The 17,925-nt window shown below is 72.2% G+C and carries 17 protein-coding genes; 11 read left to right on the forward strand and 6 right to left on the reverse strand.

Going from position 1 to position 17,925, the window contains the following annotated elements:
- The first annotated feature begins 15 nt into the window (after positions 1-15).
- The 4 genes from ACFVHV_RS27775 (at position 16) to ACFVHV_RS27790 (ending at position 6,264) form a co-directional block, all read left to right on the forward strand.
- Complete coding sequence (locus ACFVHV_RS27775; RefSeq protein ID WP_380354397.1) at positions 16-1,251, forward strand: hypothetical protein; 1,236 nt, start codon at positions 16-18, stop codon at positions 1,249-1,251.
- A gap of 7 nt (positions 1,252-1,258) precedes the next feature.
- A complete protein-coding gene (locus tag ACFVHV_RS27780) occupies positions 1,259-2,833 on the forward strand; it encodes an SCO6880 family protein (RefSeq protein WP_359915077.1) in 1,575 nt (524 codons plus the stop codon).
- A gap of 85 nt (positions 2,834-2,918) precedes the next feature.
- Positions 2,919-4,268 (forward strand): ATP-binding protein, encoded by a 1,350-nt coding sequence (locus ACFVHV_RS27785; protein WP_359915075.1) that lies wholly within the window; start codon positions 2,919-2,921, stop codon positions 4,266-4,268.
- Positions 4,269-4,464: 196 nt separating this feature from the next.
- Positions 4,465-6,264: a bifunctional metallophosphatase/5'-nucleotidase gene (locus ACFVHV_RS27790; protein WP_380354400.1), complete on the forward strand. Its 1,800-nt coding sequence runs from the start codon at positions 4,465-4,467 to the stop codon at positions 6,262-6,264.
- Here the strand turns inward: ACFVHV_RS27790 and ACFVHV_RS27795 are convergent.
- The 5 genes from ACFVHV_RS27795 to ACFVHV_RS27815 all read right to left on the reverse strand — a co-directional run bounded on the left by ACFVHV_RS27795 (position 6,171) and on the right by ACFVHV_RS27815 (position 11,914).
- Complete coding sequence (locus ACFVHV_RS27795; RefSeq protein ID WP_380354402.1) at positions 6,171-7,769, reverse strand: ATP-binding protein; 1,599 nt, start codon at positions 7,767-7,769, stop codon at positions 6,171-6,173. The two genes, ACFVHV_RS27790 and ACFVHV_RS27795, sit on opposite strands and share 94 nt — an antisense overlap.
- Positions 7,766-8,536, reverse strand: a complete 771-nt coding sequence (locus tag ACFVHV_RS27800; protein ID WP_359915066.1) for a response regulator transcription factor — start codon at positions 8,534-8,536, stop codon at positions 7,766-7,768. The genes ACFVHV_RS27795 and ACFVHV_RS27800 overlap by 4 nt, the downstream gene beginning before the upstream one ends.
- A gap of 68 nt (positions 8,537-8,604) precedes the next feature.
- A complete protein-coding gene (locus tag ACFVHV_RS27805; RefSeq protein WP_380354405.1) occupies positions 8,605-9,861 on the reverse strand; it encodes a S1C family serine protease in 1,257 nt (418 codons plus the stop codon).
- A gap of 115 nt (positions 9,862-9,976) precedes the next feature.
- Positions 9,977-11,035 carry a LacI family DNA-binding transcriptional regulator gene (locus tag ACFVHV_RS27810; RefSeq protein ID WP_359915062.1) on the reverse strand — a complete coding sequence of 353 codons (1,059 nt, stop codon included), beginning with the start codon at positions 11,033-11,035 and terminating at the stop codon, positions 9,977-9,979.
- Positions 11,036-11,182: 147 nt separating this feature from the next.
- Positions 11,183-11,914 carry a response regulator transcription factor gene (locus ACFVHV_RS27815; RefSeq protein WP_359915060.1) on the reverse strand — a complete coding sequence of 244 codons (732 nt, stop codon included), beginning with the start codon at positions 11,912-11,914 and terminating at the stop codon, positions 11,183-11,185.
- Between the two features lie 718 nt (positions 11,915-12,632).
- Between ACFVHV_RS27815 and ACFVHV_RS27820 the strand changes: the two genes are divergently transcribed.
- The 7 genes from ACFVHV_RS27820 to ACFVHV_RS27850 all read left to right on the forward strand — a co-directional run bounded on the left by ACFVHV_RS27820 (position 12,633) and on the right by ACFVHV_RS27850 (position 17,525).
- Complete coding sequence (locus tag ACFVHV_RS27820; protein WP_380354408.1) at positions 12,633-12,926, forward strand: MoaD/ThiS family protein; 294 nt, start codon at positions 12,633-12,635, stop codon at positions 12,924-12,926.
- Between the two features lie 5 nt (positions 12,927-12,931).
- Positions 12,932-14,473: a hypothetical protein gene (locus tag ACFVHV_RS27825; RefSeq protein ID WP_380354411.1), complete on the forward strand. Its 1,542-nt coding sequence runs from the start codon at positions 12,932-12,934 to the stop codon at positions 14,471-14,473.
- 193 nt (positions 14,474-14,666) lie between these two features.
- Positions 14,667-15,398: a DUF2993 domain-containing protein gene (locus ACFVHV_RS27830; protein WP_359909419.1), complete on the forward strand. Its 732-nt coding sequence runs from the start codon at positions 14,667-14,669 to the stop codon at positions 15,396-15,398.
- Positions 15,399-15,688: 290 nt separating this feature from the next.
- Complete coding sequence (locus ACFVHV_RS27835; RefSeq protein ID WP_353652343.1) at positions 15,689-15,769, forward strand: Ms5788A family Cys-rich leader peptide; 81 nt, start codon at positions 15,689-15,691, stop codon at positions 15,767-15,769.
- Between the two features lie 232 nt (positions 15,770-16,001).
- The gene (locus ACFVHV_RS27840; protein ID WP_380354414.1) at positions 16,002-16,835 is read left to right on the forward strand and encodes a sulfurtransferase; all 834 of its coding nucleotides are present in this window, start codon (positions 16,002-16,004) and stop codon (positions 16,833-16,835) included.
- Between the two features lie 53 nt (positions 16,836-16,888).
- Entirely contained in the window at positions 16,889-17,179 is a 291-nt protein-coding gene (locus ACFVHV_RS27845; protein WP_030059605.1) for a DUF1416 domain-containing protein, read from the forward strand.
- A 73-nt stretch (positions 17,180-17,252) separates the two neighbouring features.
- A complete protein-coding gene (locus tag ACFVHV_RS27850) occupies positions 17,253-17,525 on the forward strand; it encodes a DUF3099 domain-containing protein (protein WP_359909413.1) in 273 nt (90 codons plus the stop codon).
- 15 nt (positions 17,526-17,540) lie between these two features.
- Here ACFVHV_RS27850 and ACFVHV_RS27855 read toward each other — a convergent pair whose 3' ends face one another.
- Entirely contained in the window at positions 17,541-17,903 is a 363-nt protein-coding gene (locus ACFVHV_RS27855) for a DsrE family protein (protein ID WP_359909410.1), read from the reverse strand.
- Positions 17,904-17,925: the final 22 nt, after the last annotated feature.

Raw genomic sequence — 17,925 nt, forward strand, 5'->3', positions numbered from 1 at the left:
GGCACACGGCGCCGTGTGGGCACCCTCGCCGGTGTGCTGGCCACCTTGCAGGTGGCGGCACTGTCGGCGGCCCAGCGGGTGTTCGCAGAGCCTTCGCCGACGGCCACTCCGACCTGTCAGAAGGTCGATCTTCCGATCCCCGGCAGTGATGCGGGCTGTGCCCCGGGGGGAGCAGTCGTCATCCCCGGGAGCGGCACCGTCGGGGCCGTGACCGACCCCCTCGGGTCGTTGGCCAAGAGCTGTGCGCAGGCCGCGGCGTGGGTGGTGCGGAAGTTGTCGGGGGCGATCGACGGGACGACGCAGGTGGACTTCACCAATGCGTCGTTCCTGCAGCAGTACGCCGTGGTGTTCGCCGTGTCGACGGTGATCACGCTGGTGCTGTGGCTGCTGGCGGTGGCGAAGCGGGCGGTGCGGGGGGCGCCGTTGACGACGGCGTTCTCGGAGGCGATCGGCTTCCTGTGGCTGACGGTGGTGGCGTCCGCGTTCACGCCGTTGATCCTGTTCACCGTGGTGAGCGTGACGGACGGGCTGACCAAGGCGATAGCGGTCGGGACGAAGACGGACACCGGGTCGTACCTGGGCGGGTTCGCCGACACGCTGGAGAAGGGTGACGTGGGCGGCGGTCCGCTGATCCTGGTGATCGTGTCGCTGGTCGCGGTGCTGGCGGCGGCGGTGCTCTGGATCGAGCTGCTGATCCGGGCGGCGATGCTGTACGTCGGCGCGCTGCTGGGGACGGCGGTGTACGCGGGGCTGGTGGACCGGCAGCTGTGGAAGCACGTGCGGCGCTGGGCGGGCGTGATGCTGGCGGTGGATCTGGCGAAGCCGATCATCGTGGTCATCCTGGGCCTGGCGGGGGCGGTGGCGACGGGGTCCGGGGCCGACGACGATTTCGCCCGGGTGCTGTCCGGGTTGGCGATCCTGTTCCTGTCGATCTTCGCGAGTGCCGCGGTGTACCGCTTCGTGCCGGGTTTCGGCGACGAGCTGCTGAATATGCGCGGGGCCCGGGCCAACGCCGTGCAGGCCGGTTCGGCGATGATCAACGGCACCGCGAACCTGATGAAGCAGGGCATCACCACCCACGGCGACCGCGGTCCGCAGGGGGCCGGCACGGGTGGCGGGGGTGCGGGCGGCGGTTCGGTCGCGCCGGGCATCGCCGCCCACGCGGGCCGGACGCCGGCCCCGCCGCCGCAGGGCGGGCCGCCGCAGGCCCCGGTTCCGATCCGCGACAGCAATCCAGCGAAGGGAGGGTGACGGGTAAGTGAGCAGTGAACCGCTCGGCCAGTACGGTGCCCAGTACGCCCAGCCGTACGTGCACCAGCGCCGCACCTACCTGATCGGCAAGGCCCGCCCGAACGCGCCGATCGGCCGGAACCGGGAGTCCGGCGAGATCGTGCTGATCATCTTCGGGGCCTTCCTCGGCATGCTCTGGGGCCTGCTGATGCCGGTCCTGCCGCTGCGGATCGGTGGTCTGGTCGGTCTGCCGGCGCTCGCCATCGCGGCGGTGTACGTGCCGTACCGCAAGAGGACGTTCTACAAGTGGGTGGAGATCAACCGCACCTACCGTCGGACGGTCCGCAGCGGGCGGGCGGTGTGGCGTTCGGACGTGATGGACGCCGGCACCCGGCTGGACGGCCGGGAGGTGGAGGTTGGCCCGCCGCCCGGGGTGGGGCGGCTGCGCTGGCTGGCGGCGCCGTTCGGGCCGGACGAGGTCGGGGTGCTGATGCACCTGGAGCGGCGTACGGTGACGGCCGCGATCGAGATCGAGGGCCCGGGCGTCGGTCTGCGCGACTCGGAGGACCAGGAGGCCCTGGTCGACCGGTTCGGGACGCTGCTGAAGCACGTCGCCAACGGGGACGGTTTCGTGACCCGGTTGCAGATCCTGGCCCGGACTCTGCCGGCGGACCCGGACGCGCACGCCAAGGACGTCGAGCGGCGCGGTGACCCGTCCTCGCCGCGCTGGCTGCAGGACTCGTACGACCAGCTCCAGTCGATGGTGTCGACCTCCTCGGAGCAGCACCGGGCGTACCTGGTGGCCTGCATGCACTACACCCGTGACCTGGCGGCCGAGGCGCACGCGATGGGCCGGACGGCCACCGGGCGGCGGGCGCGGGACGACGAGGGGCTGGCGGCCGTGATGGCGCGCGAGCTGACGGACATCTGCGCCCGGCTGGCCGAGGCGGACATCCGGGTGCGCCAGCCGCTGGGCCAGGCCCGGCTGTCCTCGCTGCTGCACTCGATGTACGACCCGGACCACCCGATCGACCACATCCAGGCGATGTCCCGGCGCAACGCCTGGCCGGCCGAGCTGGACGCGACCCAGCCGCAGTACCTGCAGGCGAAGACCCGCGAGTCGGCGACCCGGGAGCCGTGGTGCCACGCCACCGCGTGGATCAAGGAGTGGCCGCTCACCCCGGTGGGCGTCAACTTCCTGGCGCCGCTGCTGGTGCACACCCCGGACGTGATCCGGACGGTGGCGGTGACGATGGACCTGGAGCCCACCGACGTCGCGATCGAGCGGATGCTGACCGAGAAGACCAACGACGAGGCCGAGGCCAGCCGTGCGGCCAAGATGAACCGCACGGTGGACCCGCGCGACCTGGCCCACACCGGCCGGGTGGACCAGCGCGGCGACGACCTGGCCTCCGGCGCGGCCGGGGTGAACCTGGTCGGCTACATCACGGTCTCCTCGCGCAACCCCGACGCGCTGGCCCGCGACAAGCGGACCATCCGGGCCTCGGCCGGCAAGAGCTACCTCAAGCTGGAGTGGTGCGACCGCGAGCACCACCGGGCCTTCGTCAACACCCTCCCGTTCGCCACCGGCATCCGCCGCTGAGCGCACCGGCCGACCCGCGCACCCGCGCACCCGCAACCCGCGCACCCGCACGTCCGTCCACCGCTGACCCGTCAGGAGACCGCCCATGGCGCTCGGCAACCTCACCGATGCGTTCACCAGCCTGATGTTCGGCAAGGTGGAGACCACCCGCCTGCCGGTGCGCACCTCCACCGGCCAGGCGCAGGCCGTCTACCTGCCCACCGCCGCCCCGGGGCTGGGGGACTCGGGTGTGATCATCGGCCGCGAGGTGTACAGCGGCAAGGGGTACGTGTACGACCCCTTCCAGCTGTACGGGCAGCAGCTGCCCGCCCCGCACTGGCTGGTGCTCGGGGAGTCCGGCAACGGCAAGTCGGCGCTGGAGAAGACGTACGTGCTGCGGCAGCTGAGGTTCCGTGACCGCCAGGTCGTGGTGCTGGACGCGCAGGGCGAGGACGGCGTGGGCGAGTGGAACCTGATCGCCAACGCGCTGGGCATAAAGCCGGTCCGGCTGGACCCGATGGCGGCCCGGGACGGCGGGGTGAAGCTCAATCCGCTGGACCCGGCGATCACCCAGACCGGCCAGCTGTCGCTGCTGCGCACCATCGTCGAGGTGGCGATGGGGCGCGGGCTGGAGGAGCGGGCGGGCTTCGCGCTGAAGGCCGCGCACGCCCATGTGGTGGCCTCGGTGCAGGACCGCCAGCCGGTGCTGAACGACATCATCGACACCCTGCGCAGCCCCGAGCTGTCCTCGGTGGAGTCGCTGGGCGTGGCGGTGGACGAGGTGCAGTCCTGGGGCCTGGACGTGGCGCTGGTGCTGGACCGGCTGGTCGACGGTGACCTGCGCGGCATGTTCGACGGGTCGACCACCGACGGCATCGACCTGGACGCGCCGCTGATCGTCTTCGACCTCTCGCACATCGACCGCAACTCGATCGCGATGCCGATCCTGATGGCGATCGTCGGGGTGTGGCTGGAGCACACCTGGATCAGGCCGGACCGGAAGAAGCGCATCTTCCTGGTCGAGGAGGCCTGGCACATCATCAACAGCCCCTTCGTGGCCCAGCTGTTCCAGCGGCTGCTGAAGTTCGGCCGCCGGCTCGGCCTGTCCTTCGTGGCGGTGGTGCACCACCTGTCCGACGTGGTGGACGGCGCGGCCGCGAAGGAGGCCTCGGCGATCCTGAAGATGGCCTCCACCCGGACGATCTACATGCAGAAGGCCGAGGAGGCGCGGGCCACCGGCCGGGTGCTGGGCCTGCCGCGCTGGGCGGTGGAGATCATCCCCACCCTGTCGCCGGGCATCGCGGTCTGGGACGTCAACGGCAACGTCCAGGTGGTCAAGCACATCATCACCGAGGCCGAGCGTCCGCTGGTCTACACAGACCGCGCGATGACCGAGGACGCGGTGGCCGAACGGGTGCGTGCGGAAAGGCAGTTGGCTTCCGAGCCGGGAGTCTGAGCGGGGTCGTCGGGGCTCTTCCGCACGGTCTCCGCATCCGGCGGACGGCGACGGTTCGTCAGTAGGTAATCCTCTCGTTACGTTCGACGTCCTGACAGCTACGCGCGTTGACCCTAGGCTTCGCAGTCGCAACACATGTTCGAACGCCGATGCTGTCCACAGCCGGTGCTCCTTCCAAGGTGCAGGGGAACCCTTCATGCTCACCGTCAGATCCCGACGGACGGCGCTCGCCGTCGTCGCCGCCGCAGGTCTGTTCGGCACGGTGGTCGTGCCGACGGCCGCCCAGGCCGCCGACGCCGACGCCAAGCGCCACAAGACCGTCAACCTCCAGCTGCTGGCGATCAACGACTTCCACGGCAACCTGGAGCCCCCGGCCGGTTCGTCCGGCACGATCAAGGAGATCGACCCGGCCACCGGCAAGGAGGTCGCCACCCCGGCCGGCGGCATCGAGTACCTGGCCACCGAGCTGCGCAAGGCGCGCATCCCGGCCGACGACTCGATCACCGTCGCGGCCGGCGACATCCTCGGCGCCAGCCCGCTCACCTCGGCGCTCTTCCACGACGAGCCGACCATCGAGGCGATGGACAAGCTCGGCCTGGACGTCACCTCCGTGGGCAACCACGAGTTCGACGAGGGCGCGCAGGAGCTGCGCCGCATGCAGGACGGCGGCTGCCACCCGACCGACGGCTGCTACGAGCCCGGCCGCACCTTCAAGGGCGCCAACTTCAACTACCTGTCGGCCAACGTCACCGACGAGAAGACCGGCAAGCCGCTGCTGGCCCCGTACTGGATCACCAAGTCCCAGGGCGTGAAGGTCGGCTTCATCGGCGTCACCCTGGAGGGCACGCCGAACATCGTGACCGCCGAGGGCGTCAAGGGCCTGAAGTTCGCCAACGAGGTCACCACGATCAACAAGTACGCCGCCGAGCTCAAGGCCAAGGGCGTCAACTCGATCGTCGCGCTGATCCACGAGGGCGGGTACCCGGCCAGCAGCGTCTACAACTACGACTGCGGCGCGGCCGGCCAGGGCATCTCCGGCCCGATCGTCGACATCGCCAAGAAGATCGACCCGGCGGTCGGCGCCATCGTCACCGGCCACACCCACAACGCGTACGCCTGCAGCATCCCCGACCCCAACGGCGTCCCGCGCTCGGTGACCAGTGCCGCCTCCTTCGGCCGGCTCTTCACCGAGATCGACATGAAGCTGGACAAGACCACCGGCGAGATCGTGCGCCCCTCGGTCAAGGCCGAGAACCACGTGGTGCGCCGCACGGTCGAGAAGGCGCCCGACATGACGGCGCTGGTCGACCGCTACTCCAAGCTGGCCGCCCCGATCGCCAACCGTCCGATCGGCTACATCGCCTCGGACATCAACGGCCGCGGCAACAGCGACCTGGAGAAGCCGCTCGGTGACGTGATCGCCGACGCGCAGCTCGCCGGGCTCGCCCCGGCCGACAAGGGCGGCGCGCAGGTCGCCTTCATGAACCCCGGCGGCATCCGCTCCGACCTGGTCTACAAGGCCTCCGGCGGCGAGGGCGACGGCGTGGTGACCTACGGCGAGGCGTTCACCGTCCAGCCGTTCACCAACATGATGCAGGTCAAGACGCTGACCGGCGCCCAGCTGATCCAGCTGCTCCAGCAGCAGGTGAGCGGCTCCAACACCGCCGCGCCGAAGGTCCTCCAGGTGTCCTCGAACCTGCACTACACCCTGGACATGCGCAAGACCGGCGCGGACCGGGTGGTCCTGGACTCGGTCCGGCTGAACGGCGCCCCGGTCGACCCGGCCGCCACCTACCGGGTCGCGGCCAACGAGTTCCTGGCCGGCGGCGGCGACGGCTTCCCGGCCTTCGCGGCCGGCACCGACAAGCTGGTCGGCGCCTCGGACCTGGACCTCTTCGCGACCTACCTGAGCGCCCACAGCTCGGCGGCCTCGCCGCTCCAGGCCCCGGCGCAGGACCGGATCAAGATCATCGGCCCGGGCAGCGACATCGACTGACCGTGAGCCGGCCCGGGAGGGGCGGGGCCGCCGGGCAGCCGGACGGTGGCCAGCGCGCCCGGGCCGCCGTCGGCCGCCGGACCGAGGGTGACCTCGCCGCCCGCCTCCCGGACGCTCTGAGCGACGATCGACAGCCCGAGGCCGGAGCCGGGCAGCTGGCGTGAGGAGGGCGAGCGCCAGAACCGGTCGAAGACGTACTGGAGCTCGTCCGGAGGGATCCCGGGGCCGTGGTCGCGGACGGTCAGCACGCCCTGGTGCAGCCGGACCTCGATGGTGCCGCCGGGCGGGCTGTACTTGACCGCGTTGTCCAACAGGTTGATCACCGCGCGTTCCAGCCCGGCCGCGTCGCCGTGCACGTACCAGGGCTCGGTGTCGGTCTCGAACACCAGCCCCGGGCCGCGCAGTTCGGCCCGCTCGACGGCCCGTCCGGCGATCTCGTGCAGGGCGACCACGGTGAGGGCCGGGCCGCTCTTCGGCGTGTCCGGGCGGGAGAGCTGGAGCAGGTCGCCGATCAGCAGGGTGAGCTCCTGCATCTGCGCCTTCATGTTGCCGAGCAGCTTGGTCTTGGTCGCGGCGGGCAGCGGGCGGCCGGTGTCGTTGCTGCGGATCAGCAGGTCGACGTTGGTGCGCAGGGAGGTCAGCGGGGTGCGGAGCTCGTGCCCGGCGTCGGCTATCAGCCGGGTCTGCCGCTCGCGGGAGTTGGCGAGGGCGGTGCTCATCGAGTTGAAGGAGGTGGAGAGCCGGGCGATCTCGTCGTCCCCGTGGACCGGGATGGTGGTGCCGACCTCCTCGGTCCGGGCGATGTGCTCGACGGCGTCGGTGAGCTGGTCGACGGGCTTCAGGGCGGAGCGGGCGACCAGGCGGCCGGCCACGGCGGCGAGCAGGATGCCGCCGACGGAGACCGAGCCGAGGAGGATGGCGAGGCCCTGGAGGGAGTCCTCGACGGGCTGGGTGGAGGTGGCCACCATGACGACGACCGGCACGGTGTACCTGGGGTCCATCGTCAGCCGGACCAGCGCGGGATCCCCGTTGGTGTACTGGCCTTCCCGGATGATCGACTGGCCGGGTTTGAGTGTGAAGGCCACCGAGTCCTTGGGCTCGGTCACGATCGCCTTGGTCGCGGTGGGAGGCAGACAGACCCCCTTGCCGAGCGCGAGGAACTGGGTGTCCCGAGTGGCGGCTCCGCTGGTCTCCGGCAGTCCGCTGACGGGTTGGCGCTCCAGCGCGTGTTCCGGGGTGTCGTAGCAGGTGAGGTTCCTTCCGACCATGCCCGGGGGCGCGCTCGCCAGGTCGGCCCGTACCTGCCCGTACAGCTGCTTCTCCACGATGAACCAGCACGCCAGTGCCGACAGCGCGATCGCCACCGCCACCGCCGCCGCGCTCAGGAAGATGAGGCGGCTGCGCAGGGAGCGGGAGCGGAACCAGTGGAGGAGGCGCTGTCGGCGGTCGGGCGTGCGGGTCCGGGCCTGCGGAGGGGTCAGCGGAGGGGGCGGAACGTTGTTCACGCGCTCGTGCCGGCGGCCTGGCGCAGGGCGTAGCCGACGCCGCGCACGGTCTGGATCAGGCGGGGCATGCCGCCCTGCTCGGTCTTGCGGCGCAGGTACATCACGTACACGTCCAGGGAGTTGGAGGAGGGCTCGAAGTCGAAGCCCCAGACCGCCTTGAGGATCTGTTCGCGGGTGAGGACCTGGCGGGGGTGGGCGAGGAACATCTCCAGCAGCATGAACTCGGTGCGGGTGAGCTCGATCGGCTTGCCGGCCCGGGTGACCTCGCGGGTGGCGGTGTTCATCCGCAGGTCGGCGAAGGAGAGGACCTCGCTCTCGTCCTCGACGGCGGCGCGGGCGGCGGCCTCGGCGGCGAGGGCGTTGCGGCGCAGCAGGGCGCGGACGCGGGCGAGCAGTTCGTCGAGCTCGAAGGGCTTGGCGAGGTAGTCGTCGGCGCCGACGTCGAGGCCGGTGACGCGGTCGCCGACGGCGTCGCGGGCGGTCAGCATCAGGACCGGGACGGTGTCGCCGCGCGAGCGCATCCGGCGGACGGCGGTGAGGCCGTCCATCCGGGGCATCATGATGTCCAGCAGGACGAGGTCGGGCCGGTCGCGTTCGACGGATTCCAGGGCCTCGTAGCCGTCGGTGGCGGTGGCGACCTCGTACCCCTCGAAGGCGAGGCTGCTCTCCAGGGCGTCCCGGAGGGCGGGTTCGTCGTCGACCACGAGGAGCCGGGCGGAGGGGTGGCCGGCCTCGGCGGTGGTGCGGTCGTCGGCGGACGGGGTCATGGGCGGGTGCCCTTTCTCGTCGGGTGGAGGGCCTGCTGGGAGCAATTGTCCGTCTCAGCGAGTGTGGCTCACAGGTTCTGGCCGGCTTCGAGTTTCGGCAGGACCTGCTTGATGTCGTTGATCGGGATGGCGAAGCCGAGGCCGACGCTGCCGGCCGAGCCGCCGCCGGAGGAGCCGGAGCCGCCGGGCGCGTACATCGCCGAGTTGACGGCGATGACCTGGCCGTTGGCGTTGATCAGCGGGCCGCCGGAGTTTCCGGGGTTGAGCGCGGCGTCGGTCTGGAAGGCCTTGTAGGTGGTGCTGCTGCCGCCGGTGGGCTGCGGGGTGGTGCCGCGCAGGCCGGGGACGCCGGGGAGGAAGGGGAGGCCGAAGCCGCCGTTGTTGCTGGTGCTGCCCTCGTCGAGCTGGACGGTGACGTCGCGGTTCTCGGCGCTGATGATGCCGGAGGTGACGGTGCCGGTGAGTCCGTCGGGGTTGCCGATGGCGACGACCGGGTCGCCGACGGCCACGGCGGAGGAGTCGCCGAGGACGGCGGGGGTGAGGTTCTTGGCGCCGGTCGCGGTGATCACGGCGACGTCGAGGGCCTTGTCGGTGCCGGTGACGGTGGCCTGGGCGGTGGAGCCGTCCTTGAAGGTGACGGTGATCCGGCCGCCGGCGGTCGCGGTGTCGATCACGTGGTAGTTGGTGAGGATCCGGCCGTCGGTGTCGAGGACGACGCCGGTGCCGGTGGCGGTGCCGTTGCCGTTCTTGACGGTGATCTGGACGGTGCTGGGCGAGACGGCGGCGGCGATGGCGGCCACGTCGGCGCTGCCGTCGGAGCGGGCGGAGACCGGGCTGGCGACGGTGCCGACGCGGTTGTCGGCACCCTGCCGGTCACCGGCGACCAGGCCGCCGGTGACCCCGCCGAGGACGGCGGCGATCGCGGCGACGGCGGTGACCAGGGCGAGCCGCCCGCGCAGCAGTCCGCGCCGGGCCCGGTTGCCGTGGTCGCCGGGGCCCTCGGGGGAGCCCGGCCCGAGGATCGTGGGCGGCTCGGGCGGGGTGGGCGGGGGCGGCGGCGGGCCGTCGAAGACGCCGCCGGAGTGGTCCTCGCGGTAGCCGTACCCGGCCGGGCCGGTGGTGCCGTGGGCGTCGGCGGTCCGGCCGGCGCCGAGCACGGTGCCCTCGATCACCCGGGGTTCCGGGGCCCGGTCCGGGCCCTGCTGCTCGTACTGGCCGTACGGGCCGTACTGCTCGTACTGGCCGTACTGGTCGTGCTGCGGGTGGGACGCGTGGGGCTCGTACGGGCCGTACTGCTCGCCGGGGTACCGCTGCTGTTCGCTCATGCCGACCAAGCTCGTCCCGCTGCATGAGGAGTGCATGAGAACCGGCTCAGAACGGGGAGAGAAGCCCGTTGGGTTCTCATAAAGCCTGGTCAGGCGGCCTGCCGAGCGGAATCGGCTACTCCGGTACGGATCGGCCCGGGGCGGAGCCGCCGCAGCCGCAGGAGCGGCGGATGACCAGCCGGGACGGGAAGGTGCGGACCCGCTCGGTGTCCGAGCCGGGCACCATCAGCGAGTCGTCCAGCACCAGGTCCACGGCGGCCCGGGCCATCGCGTCGCGGTCGGAGGCGACGGTGGTCAGCGGCGGGTCGGCGAGCGCGGCCTCCGGCACGTCGTCGAAGCCGGCCACCGCGAGGTCCTCCGGGACCCGCAGGCCGACCTCGCGGGCGGCCCGCAGCACGCCGATCGCCTGGTCGTCGGTGGAGCAGAAGATCGCCCGCGGCCGGTCCGGCGAGCGGAGCAGGCCGAGCGCGACGTCGTAGGCGCCGTAGCGGTGGAAGGGCGCGTCGATCAGGTGCGGCTCGGTGGGGATGCCGTGCGCGTCCATGGCGCGCTGCCAGCCCTCGACGTGGTCGATGACCGGGTCGCCGGGGGCGGGGGACTCGACCGGGCCGCCGAAGCAGGCCACGTACGGGTGCCCGTGCACCTCCAGCAGGTGGCGCACCACGGCCTCGGCGCCCGCCACGTCGTCGGTGACCACCGCGACGTCGTCGATCGCCTCGGGCCGGCGGTGCAGCAGCACCACCTTGGCGCCCTCCATCGCGGCGAACTCCTCGGCGGCGCGCTGCGAGGGGCCCTGGCTGACCAGGATCAGACCGGAGACGCGCATCCCGAGGAACGCGCGGACGTAGTGCACCTCGCGGTCGTCCACGTAGTCGGAGTTGCCGATCAGCACGAGCTTGCCGCGGTCGGAGGCGGCCCGTTCCACGGCGTGCGCCATCTCGGCGAAGAAGGGCTGGCGGGCGTCCGGGACGACCATGCCGATCAGGTTGGTGCGGCGGGAGGCCATCGCCTGGGCGACGCTGTTCGGCCGGTAGCCGAGCTGATCGATCGCCGCGAGGACCTTCTCCCGGGTCGCGGGCGCGACCGGGCGCGGCCCGTTGTTGATGACGTAGCTGACGACCGCGGTCGAGGTACCAGCCAGCCGGGCTACATCGTCGCGCGTCACTTTGGCCACGGGGGGAGTCTACGCGTGTGGCCTCCGGGGCGGCAGTGGGGTCCGGGGCCTTGTTCGGCAGGCCGACGGGCCTCTCCGGGAGGAACCGGACAAGCCGGGCGGGGCGCGGCCCGCCCGGCTCCGGAGCGGTGTCCGGGCGGGCCCGGCTCAGGCGTCCAGGGGGGTGGCGGGGCGCTGGGCGAGCTCCGGCCGCTCGCCCTTGTCGGGTTTCTCCGGGACGACGAAGCGGTAGCCGACGTTGCGCACGGTGCCGATCAGCTGCTCGTGCTCCACGCCGAGCTTGGCGCGCAGCCGCCGGACGTGCACGTCCACGGTCCGGGTGCCGCCGAAGTAGTCGTAGCCCCAGACCTCCTGGAGCAGCTGCGCCCGGGTGAAGACCCGGCCGGGGTGCTGCGCGAGGTACTTGATCAGCTCGAACTCCTTGAAGGTGAGGTCGAGCGCCCGGCCCTTGAGCTTGGCGGAGTAGGTGGCCTCGTCGACCGAGAGGTCGCCGTTGCGGATCTCCATCGGGCTGTCGTCGGTGACGACCTGGAGGCGGCCGAGGGCGAGCCGCAGCCGGGCCTCGACCTCGGCCGGGCCTGCGGTGTCCAGCAGGACGTCGTCGATGCCCCACTCGGCGGTGACGGCGGCCAGGCCGCCCTCGGTCACCACCAGGATCAGCGGGCAGCCGATGCCGGTGGAGCGCAGCAACTGGCAGAGGCTGCGGATCTGCGGCAGGTCACGCCGGCCGTCGACCAGGATGACGTCCGCGCTGGGGGTGTCCACCAGGGCCGCGCCCTCGGCGGGCGCCACCCGGACGTTGTGGAGCAGCAGTCCGAGGGCGGGCAGCACCTCGGCGGAGGGTTGCAGCGCATTGGTGAGGAGGAGGAGAGAACTCATGCCCGGTGGTCCCCTTTCCGGGTCGTCGCGGTCGCGTTACGGCTGCCGCCACAGCCGGATGGCGCACGTGCTGAGGGGGAGGGGAGGACGACGGTCGGCCGCGGCGAACCGGGGGAGCGGACGGCGAGCAGGGCGCGACGGCGGGTCGGCCGGGGGTCCCGCAACCCCTGGCGCACCGTTTCTGCCCTGTTCATCACCGCGAACCCTCCGGTCTGGTCCGGTGCCGGGTGGCGGCCCGGTGCCGGTGGCGGTGCCCCGGCCGGCCGGGGCACGTCGTTGTGCCGCGTCAGGCGGGGCGGTTCCTGCTGCGCGCCGGGGGTGGGCCGACGAATCGCAAGAACGTCCGTACTGGCGTCCTGAAAGCACAAAAGGACCCGGGGGCGACTCTGCCCGGATCCCTCTTGGTGGTCGAGGATAGCCGACCGCCCCCTCCACCGGGAGTGCGGGAATCCGGCGGTTCGCCCAATTCGGGCGTGCGCCGGGTGAGGCTGGACACAGCTTCGAGCGCCGGTCCGGCGCGCCCCGGTGGCGCTCAGGTGCGTTTCTCCGTGCCGGCCCGGCCAGGGCGATTGCCGCTCGTGGCGGCGGACACGCCATCATGGGACGCGCATCGAAGTCGCTGTTCGGGTCCATCGTTCGGGTGGTCGGGCGGCCGTTGAGGTGTCGAGCCGGACCGGGACACCGGCACCGGGCGAGGACGACGAGAAGGGGTGGCCCGATGGGCGTGACCACCGAGCCCGCGAGCGGCGCCCGGGCGCGCGGGACGATCCGCTACTGGGCGGCGGCGAAGTCCGAGGCCGGGCTGGCCGAGGAGCCGTACGAGGCGGCGACCCTGGCGGAGGCGCTGACGGCGGCCAGGGAACGGCACGCCGACCGGCCGAAGCTCGTCCGGCTGCTCGGGCACTGCTCGTACCTGGTCGACGGGGCCCAGGTGGGCGGCCGCGACCACGCGACCGTCGCCCTGACCGAGGGCGGGACGGTGGAGGTCCTCCCCCCGTTCGCGGGAGGCTGAGCGGCGTGACGGACATGAACAACCCGAACGACCCGAACCGCGGCGGCTACGGCGGATGGCCGCAGCAGCCCCACCAACCGCAGCAGCCGTACCCGCCCCGGGCGCAGCAGCAGCACCCGCAGCAGCAGCACCCGCAGCAGCAGCACCCGCACCCGCAGCAGCACCCGCGCCCGCAGCAGTCGCACGTCCCGCCGCAGCAGCCGGGCCAGCCGTCGCCGTACGGCTTCCCGGTGGACGACGCGGCGGCGACCACGGTGATGCCGCCGGTGCCCGCGTTCGACGACGCGGCCGCGACCACGGTGATGCCGCCGGTGCCGGCCGTGGACGACGCCGAGGTGACGGCGCTGCTTCCGCCGGTGGTGGTGTCCGGTTCGGTGCCGGTCGCGCCGCCGCCCCGGTCGCACCAGCCCCACCAGCCGCACCAGCAGCAGTTCCAGCCGCAGCCCCGGCCCCAGCAGCCGCAACAGCCCCGGCCGTACCAGCAGCCGCAGCCCCACCAGCCCCACCAGTTCCAGCAGCCGCAGCCGCAGCAGCAGCAGTCGAGGCAGCAGCGGCGCCGGCAGTCGGAGCAGCCGGAGCAGCCCCAGCCGGACCCGACGATCCAGCTCCAGCTCCAGCAGCCGCGGGGGCCGCGGGCCCGGCACGCGGCCCCCGCGGCGCAGCCGGCTCCCGCGCCGCAGCCGGCGGAGGCCTTCGATCCGCCGACCATGACGCTCAAGCGCCCGACCGCCCCCGGCGTGCCGGGTCCGGCCGGGGCCCCCGGCCCGCTGGGCGTCCCCGCCGCGGCGCCGTTCCCGGCCGTCCCACCGCAGTCCGCGCCGCCCGCGGGCCCGCGCGGCCGGACCGGCTCGCCGATCATCGACCCGGGCCTGCAGCCGGCCCTGATCACCGCCGGTGCGGCCGCGCTGCTGGCCGGCGGTGCCGCGCTCGGGCAGGTCGCGCTGGCCCTGGTGGTCGCGCTGCTCCAGCTGCTGACGGCGGCCGGCTGGTTCCGGCTGAACGGCATGTGGCCGGCCCGGCAGGGCATCCTGCTCGCCGCGCTGGCCGGTTTCACGGCGGACGTGGCGGTGCTGCTGGCGGACTCCGACGGCGGCGTGGCGGCGGTGGTGGGCACCCTGGGCGGGTTCTTCCTGCTCGTCCTGGTGCTGCAGACGTTCCGTCCGTCGGACCCGAAGGAGCGGTTCTACGCGCTGACCGTGCTCGGCTCGGCCACCGTGGTGACCGCGCTGTGCACCATGCTGCTGCTGGCCGACTGGGTGCCGGCCGCGGTGGGCGCGGTGGCGCTGGCCACCCTGCTGGCCGCGGCGCCGCTGCCCGGACCGAAGCAGCTGGGCCCGGTGCTGGGTCTGGCCGCGGCGGTGGTGCTGGGCCTGCTGGTCGGGGCGCCGGTGGCGCTGGGTGCGCTGGCCGGGCTGGGTGCGCTGGTCGGCCGTCGGGTCGCGGCGTACGACTTCCCGTCCCGCTTCGTGCACATGACGGCGGGGGTGGCGCTGCCGCTGGCGGTGGCCGCGCCGCTGATCTGGATCGCCACCGAGCTGCTGGCCTGATCCTCCCGTCCGCTGCGCGCAGGGTCGGATTCCGGCTCCGGAACCATGTTCCGGAGCCGGACGTCGTACGGTCGTGCGAGGGCGGACGTGTCCCGCGTCCGCCGCGGAACGACGAACGACCCACTGCGAACGACCCACTGCGAACGATTTCAGCGACGAACGACCACAGCGAGCGGCGACGACGGGGGACACGATGCGCGGATGGCTGAAGGCCACGATCGGCCTGGCGGTGCTCTCCGGCCTGCTGCTGGGGGCCGACCGGATCGCGGTGGGCGTGGCCGAGGACGAGGCCGCCGACCGGATCGTGAAGAGCGGCCGGATGAGCCAGCGCCCGGACGTCTCGATCGAGGGCTTCCCGTTCCTCACCCAGGTGGTGTCGATGAAGCTGGACGACGTCCGGATCTCCTCCGACGGCCTGACCGTCGGGGACGGCAGTCACCAGGTGGCGCTGCACTCGTTCAAGGCGCAGCTCTCCGGCGTCAAGGTCAGCGACAGCATGAGCAGTGCCACGGTGGACAGCGGCACCGGCAGCGGGGTGATCTCGTACCCGGACCTCGCGCAGTTGCTGCCGCCGGCCTCCCAGCTGCTGCACGGGGCCAAGCTGCCGGTGGGCGGCAACTCGCGGCTGACGCTGTCCTACGCCGGTCCGGGCAAGGTCAAGGCCTCGCTGGGGCCGATCGCGATCGGCGAGGGCACCGTGCACAACAAGGGGAACACCGTCACGGTGGACGGCTTCCGGCTGAGCTCGCTGGCGGGGTTGGTGGCCGGTGCCACCAACCAGCAGCTGGAGCCGATGAGCTTCACCCTGGACTCGCTGCCGGCCGGGCTGAAGCTGGCCGACAAGGACGGCGGCAGCGGGGTGACGCCGTTGCCGGAGGGCCTCCAGCTGACCTTCGACGGCAAGGGCGTCAAGCTGCTGGGCTGATCCCCGGCCCGGTCCTGGTTTCCATCCCGGTCCCCGTCCCGGTCCCCGTCCCGGTCCCCGTCCCGGTCCCCGTCCCGGTCTCGGTCCCCCGAAACGTTCCGCTCCGCGAGACGCGCTGTCCAGCGCGGACCGTGGAGCGGTGCCGTTTCCGCCCCGCGCATGCGTTCGGACGGCTTTGATTCGGGCTCCCGCGGGCCCGTCCGGGGCAAAATCCCATCATGCGGTCGTTTCGATCCCACCATTCGATACGCTGATGACAGCGGGCCTCCGGTGTCCCTAGCATCGTCGGCATGAAGCGACAGACGGACCTCACGAAGCGGCGGGCGGTAGACCTGTGCCGCGTGTCCGCCTGTCTGTGTCGAATGCGCTGATTCGGCGCTCCGGCTGGGCAGTTGAAGCCCGCCGCCGATCTTTCCGGTGACCGCGTCCGGCTCTGTGAGCGGGCGGTCGCCGAGGTACTCCGCAGTTCACTGCCCGGCCGCGCCGGTCCGCCCCCTCGTCCCGGTATTCGGACAGGATTTCGGACCGCACCCACTCGGGCACCCTGCAGCACCCTCCTGAGCAGCACCTTCCGTACAACCGCCCTCGGATGGAGAACCCACCATGAGCCGCAGCGACGTCCTGGTCGACGCCGACTGGGTCCAGGCCCGCCTGGACGACCCGAAGGTCGTGATCGTCGAGGTCGACGAGGACACCTCCGCGTACGACAAGAACCACATCCGCAACGCCGTCCGGATCGACTGGAAGCAGGACCTCCAGGACCCGGTCCGCCGCGACTTCATCGACCAGGCCGGCTTCGAGGCGCTGCTCAGCGCCAAGGGCATCGCCAACGACGACACCGTCGTCCTGTACGGCGGCAACAACAACTGGTTCGCCTCGTACGCCTACTGGTACTTCAAGCTGTACGGCCACGGCGACGTCCGCCTGCTGGACGGCGGCCGCAAGAAGTGGGAGCTGGACTCCCGCGACCTGGTCGCCGAGGTGCCGGCCCGCCCCGCCACCGAGTACACGGCGCAGGCCGTCGACTCCTCGATCCGCGCCTTCCGCGACGACGTGCTCGCCGCCATCGGCACCCTGAACCTGGTCGACGTCCGCTCGCCCGACGAGTTCTCCGGCAAGCTGCTGGCCCCGGCCCACCTCCCGCAGGAGCAGTCGCAGCGCCCCGGCCACGTGCCGAGCGCCCGCAACATCCCGTGGGCCAAGAACGCCAACGACGACGGCACCTTCAAGAGCGACGACGAGCTCAAGGCGCTGTACGAGGCCGAGGGCATCGACCTGGCCAAGGACACCATCGCCTACTGCCGCATCGGCGAGCGCTCCGCGCTCACCTGGTTCGTGCTGCACGAGCTGCTCGGCCAGGAGAACGTCAAGAACTACGACGGCTCGTGGACCGAGTACGGCAGCCTGGTCGGCGTGCCGATCGAGCTCGGCAACTGAGCCCAGGCCCGACCCGTAAGTCAGAAGGCCAGTAAGTCAGAAGGTAGGCAGACATGTGCGGTGCGAAGGCCGGCGGCCCGGACCTGGCAGGAGTTGACGTGGCGAACGAGACGATCATCCAGGGTTCGGTGACCCGCGACGGTGAGCCGGTCAACGGCTACGTCCGGCTGCTGGACGAGGGCGGTGAGTTCACGGCCGAGGTGCCCACCTCGGCGACCGGCCAGTTCCGGTTCTTCGCCCGCCCGGGCAAGTGGACCCTGCGCGCGCTGGTGCCGGGCCAGACCGTGGACCGCCAGGTGGTGGCCTCCCAGGGCACCGCCGTCGAGGTCGCGATCGCGGTCTGACCGGAGCCGCGACGTTCCCGGATCACCCCGAGGGCCCCTGCCGTGCAGGGGCCCTCGGTCGTACCGTGGAGGGGTGCAGGCAAGGCGGCGGCGTCGCTACTACTTCGCCATGATGGGCGTGTGCCTGGGGCTGTTCGTCATGGCCTGGGGCGTGGTGCGGTTCTTCTCGGTCGGCGCGGCGATCGGCATGTGCGTGGTCGCGATGGTCATCCCGCCCGCCGCCGCGGTGTTCGCCAACAAGCGGGACCCGGACGACGACTGGTGGGACGACCCGCGCTGGGACGACCCGAAGTGGGACGAGCCCGGCCACGACCGGGACCGCCCCGACCACGAGGAGCACCCGTAGGGCCCGGGGGAGGCGTCAGTACACGAGCGCCTGGACGCCGTCCGCCATGATCTCGCTGACGAAGACCTGGGCGCCCGCGATGCGGACACCCTCGACGGTGTCCTTCTGCTCGATGCCGCGCCGGGCCGCGCACTGGGTGCACAGCGTCACCGAGCCGGCCGCCAGGATCGACTCCAGCAGGTCCGGAAGCGGTGCCGCGTGCGGCAGTTCGAACTCCGCCGCCCGGTCCGGCAGCGCGAACCAGGAGGACTCCCCGGTCAGCCAGAGCGAGACGTCGATCCCGCTGGCGACGGCCACCGCCGCCACCGTGAACGCCTGCGAGCACCGCTCCGGCGCGTCCGCCCCTGCGGTGACCTTGATGACCAGTTTCTTCGACATGGCGCCACCATAGAGGTCGGGC

It is taken from the genome of Kitasatospora sp. NPDC127116 (genome assembly GCF_042677365.1).
In the GTDB taxonomy this organism is placed as follows: domain Bacteria; phylum Actinomycetota; class Actinomycetes; order Streptomycetales; family Streptomycetaceae; genus Kitasatospora; species Kitasatospora lactacystinica.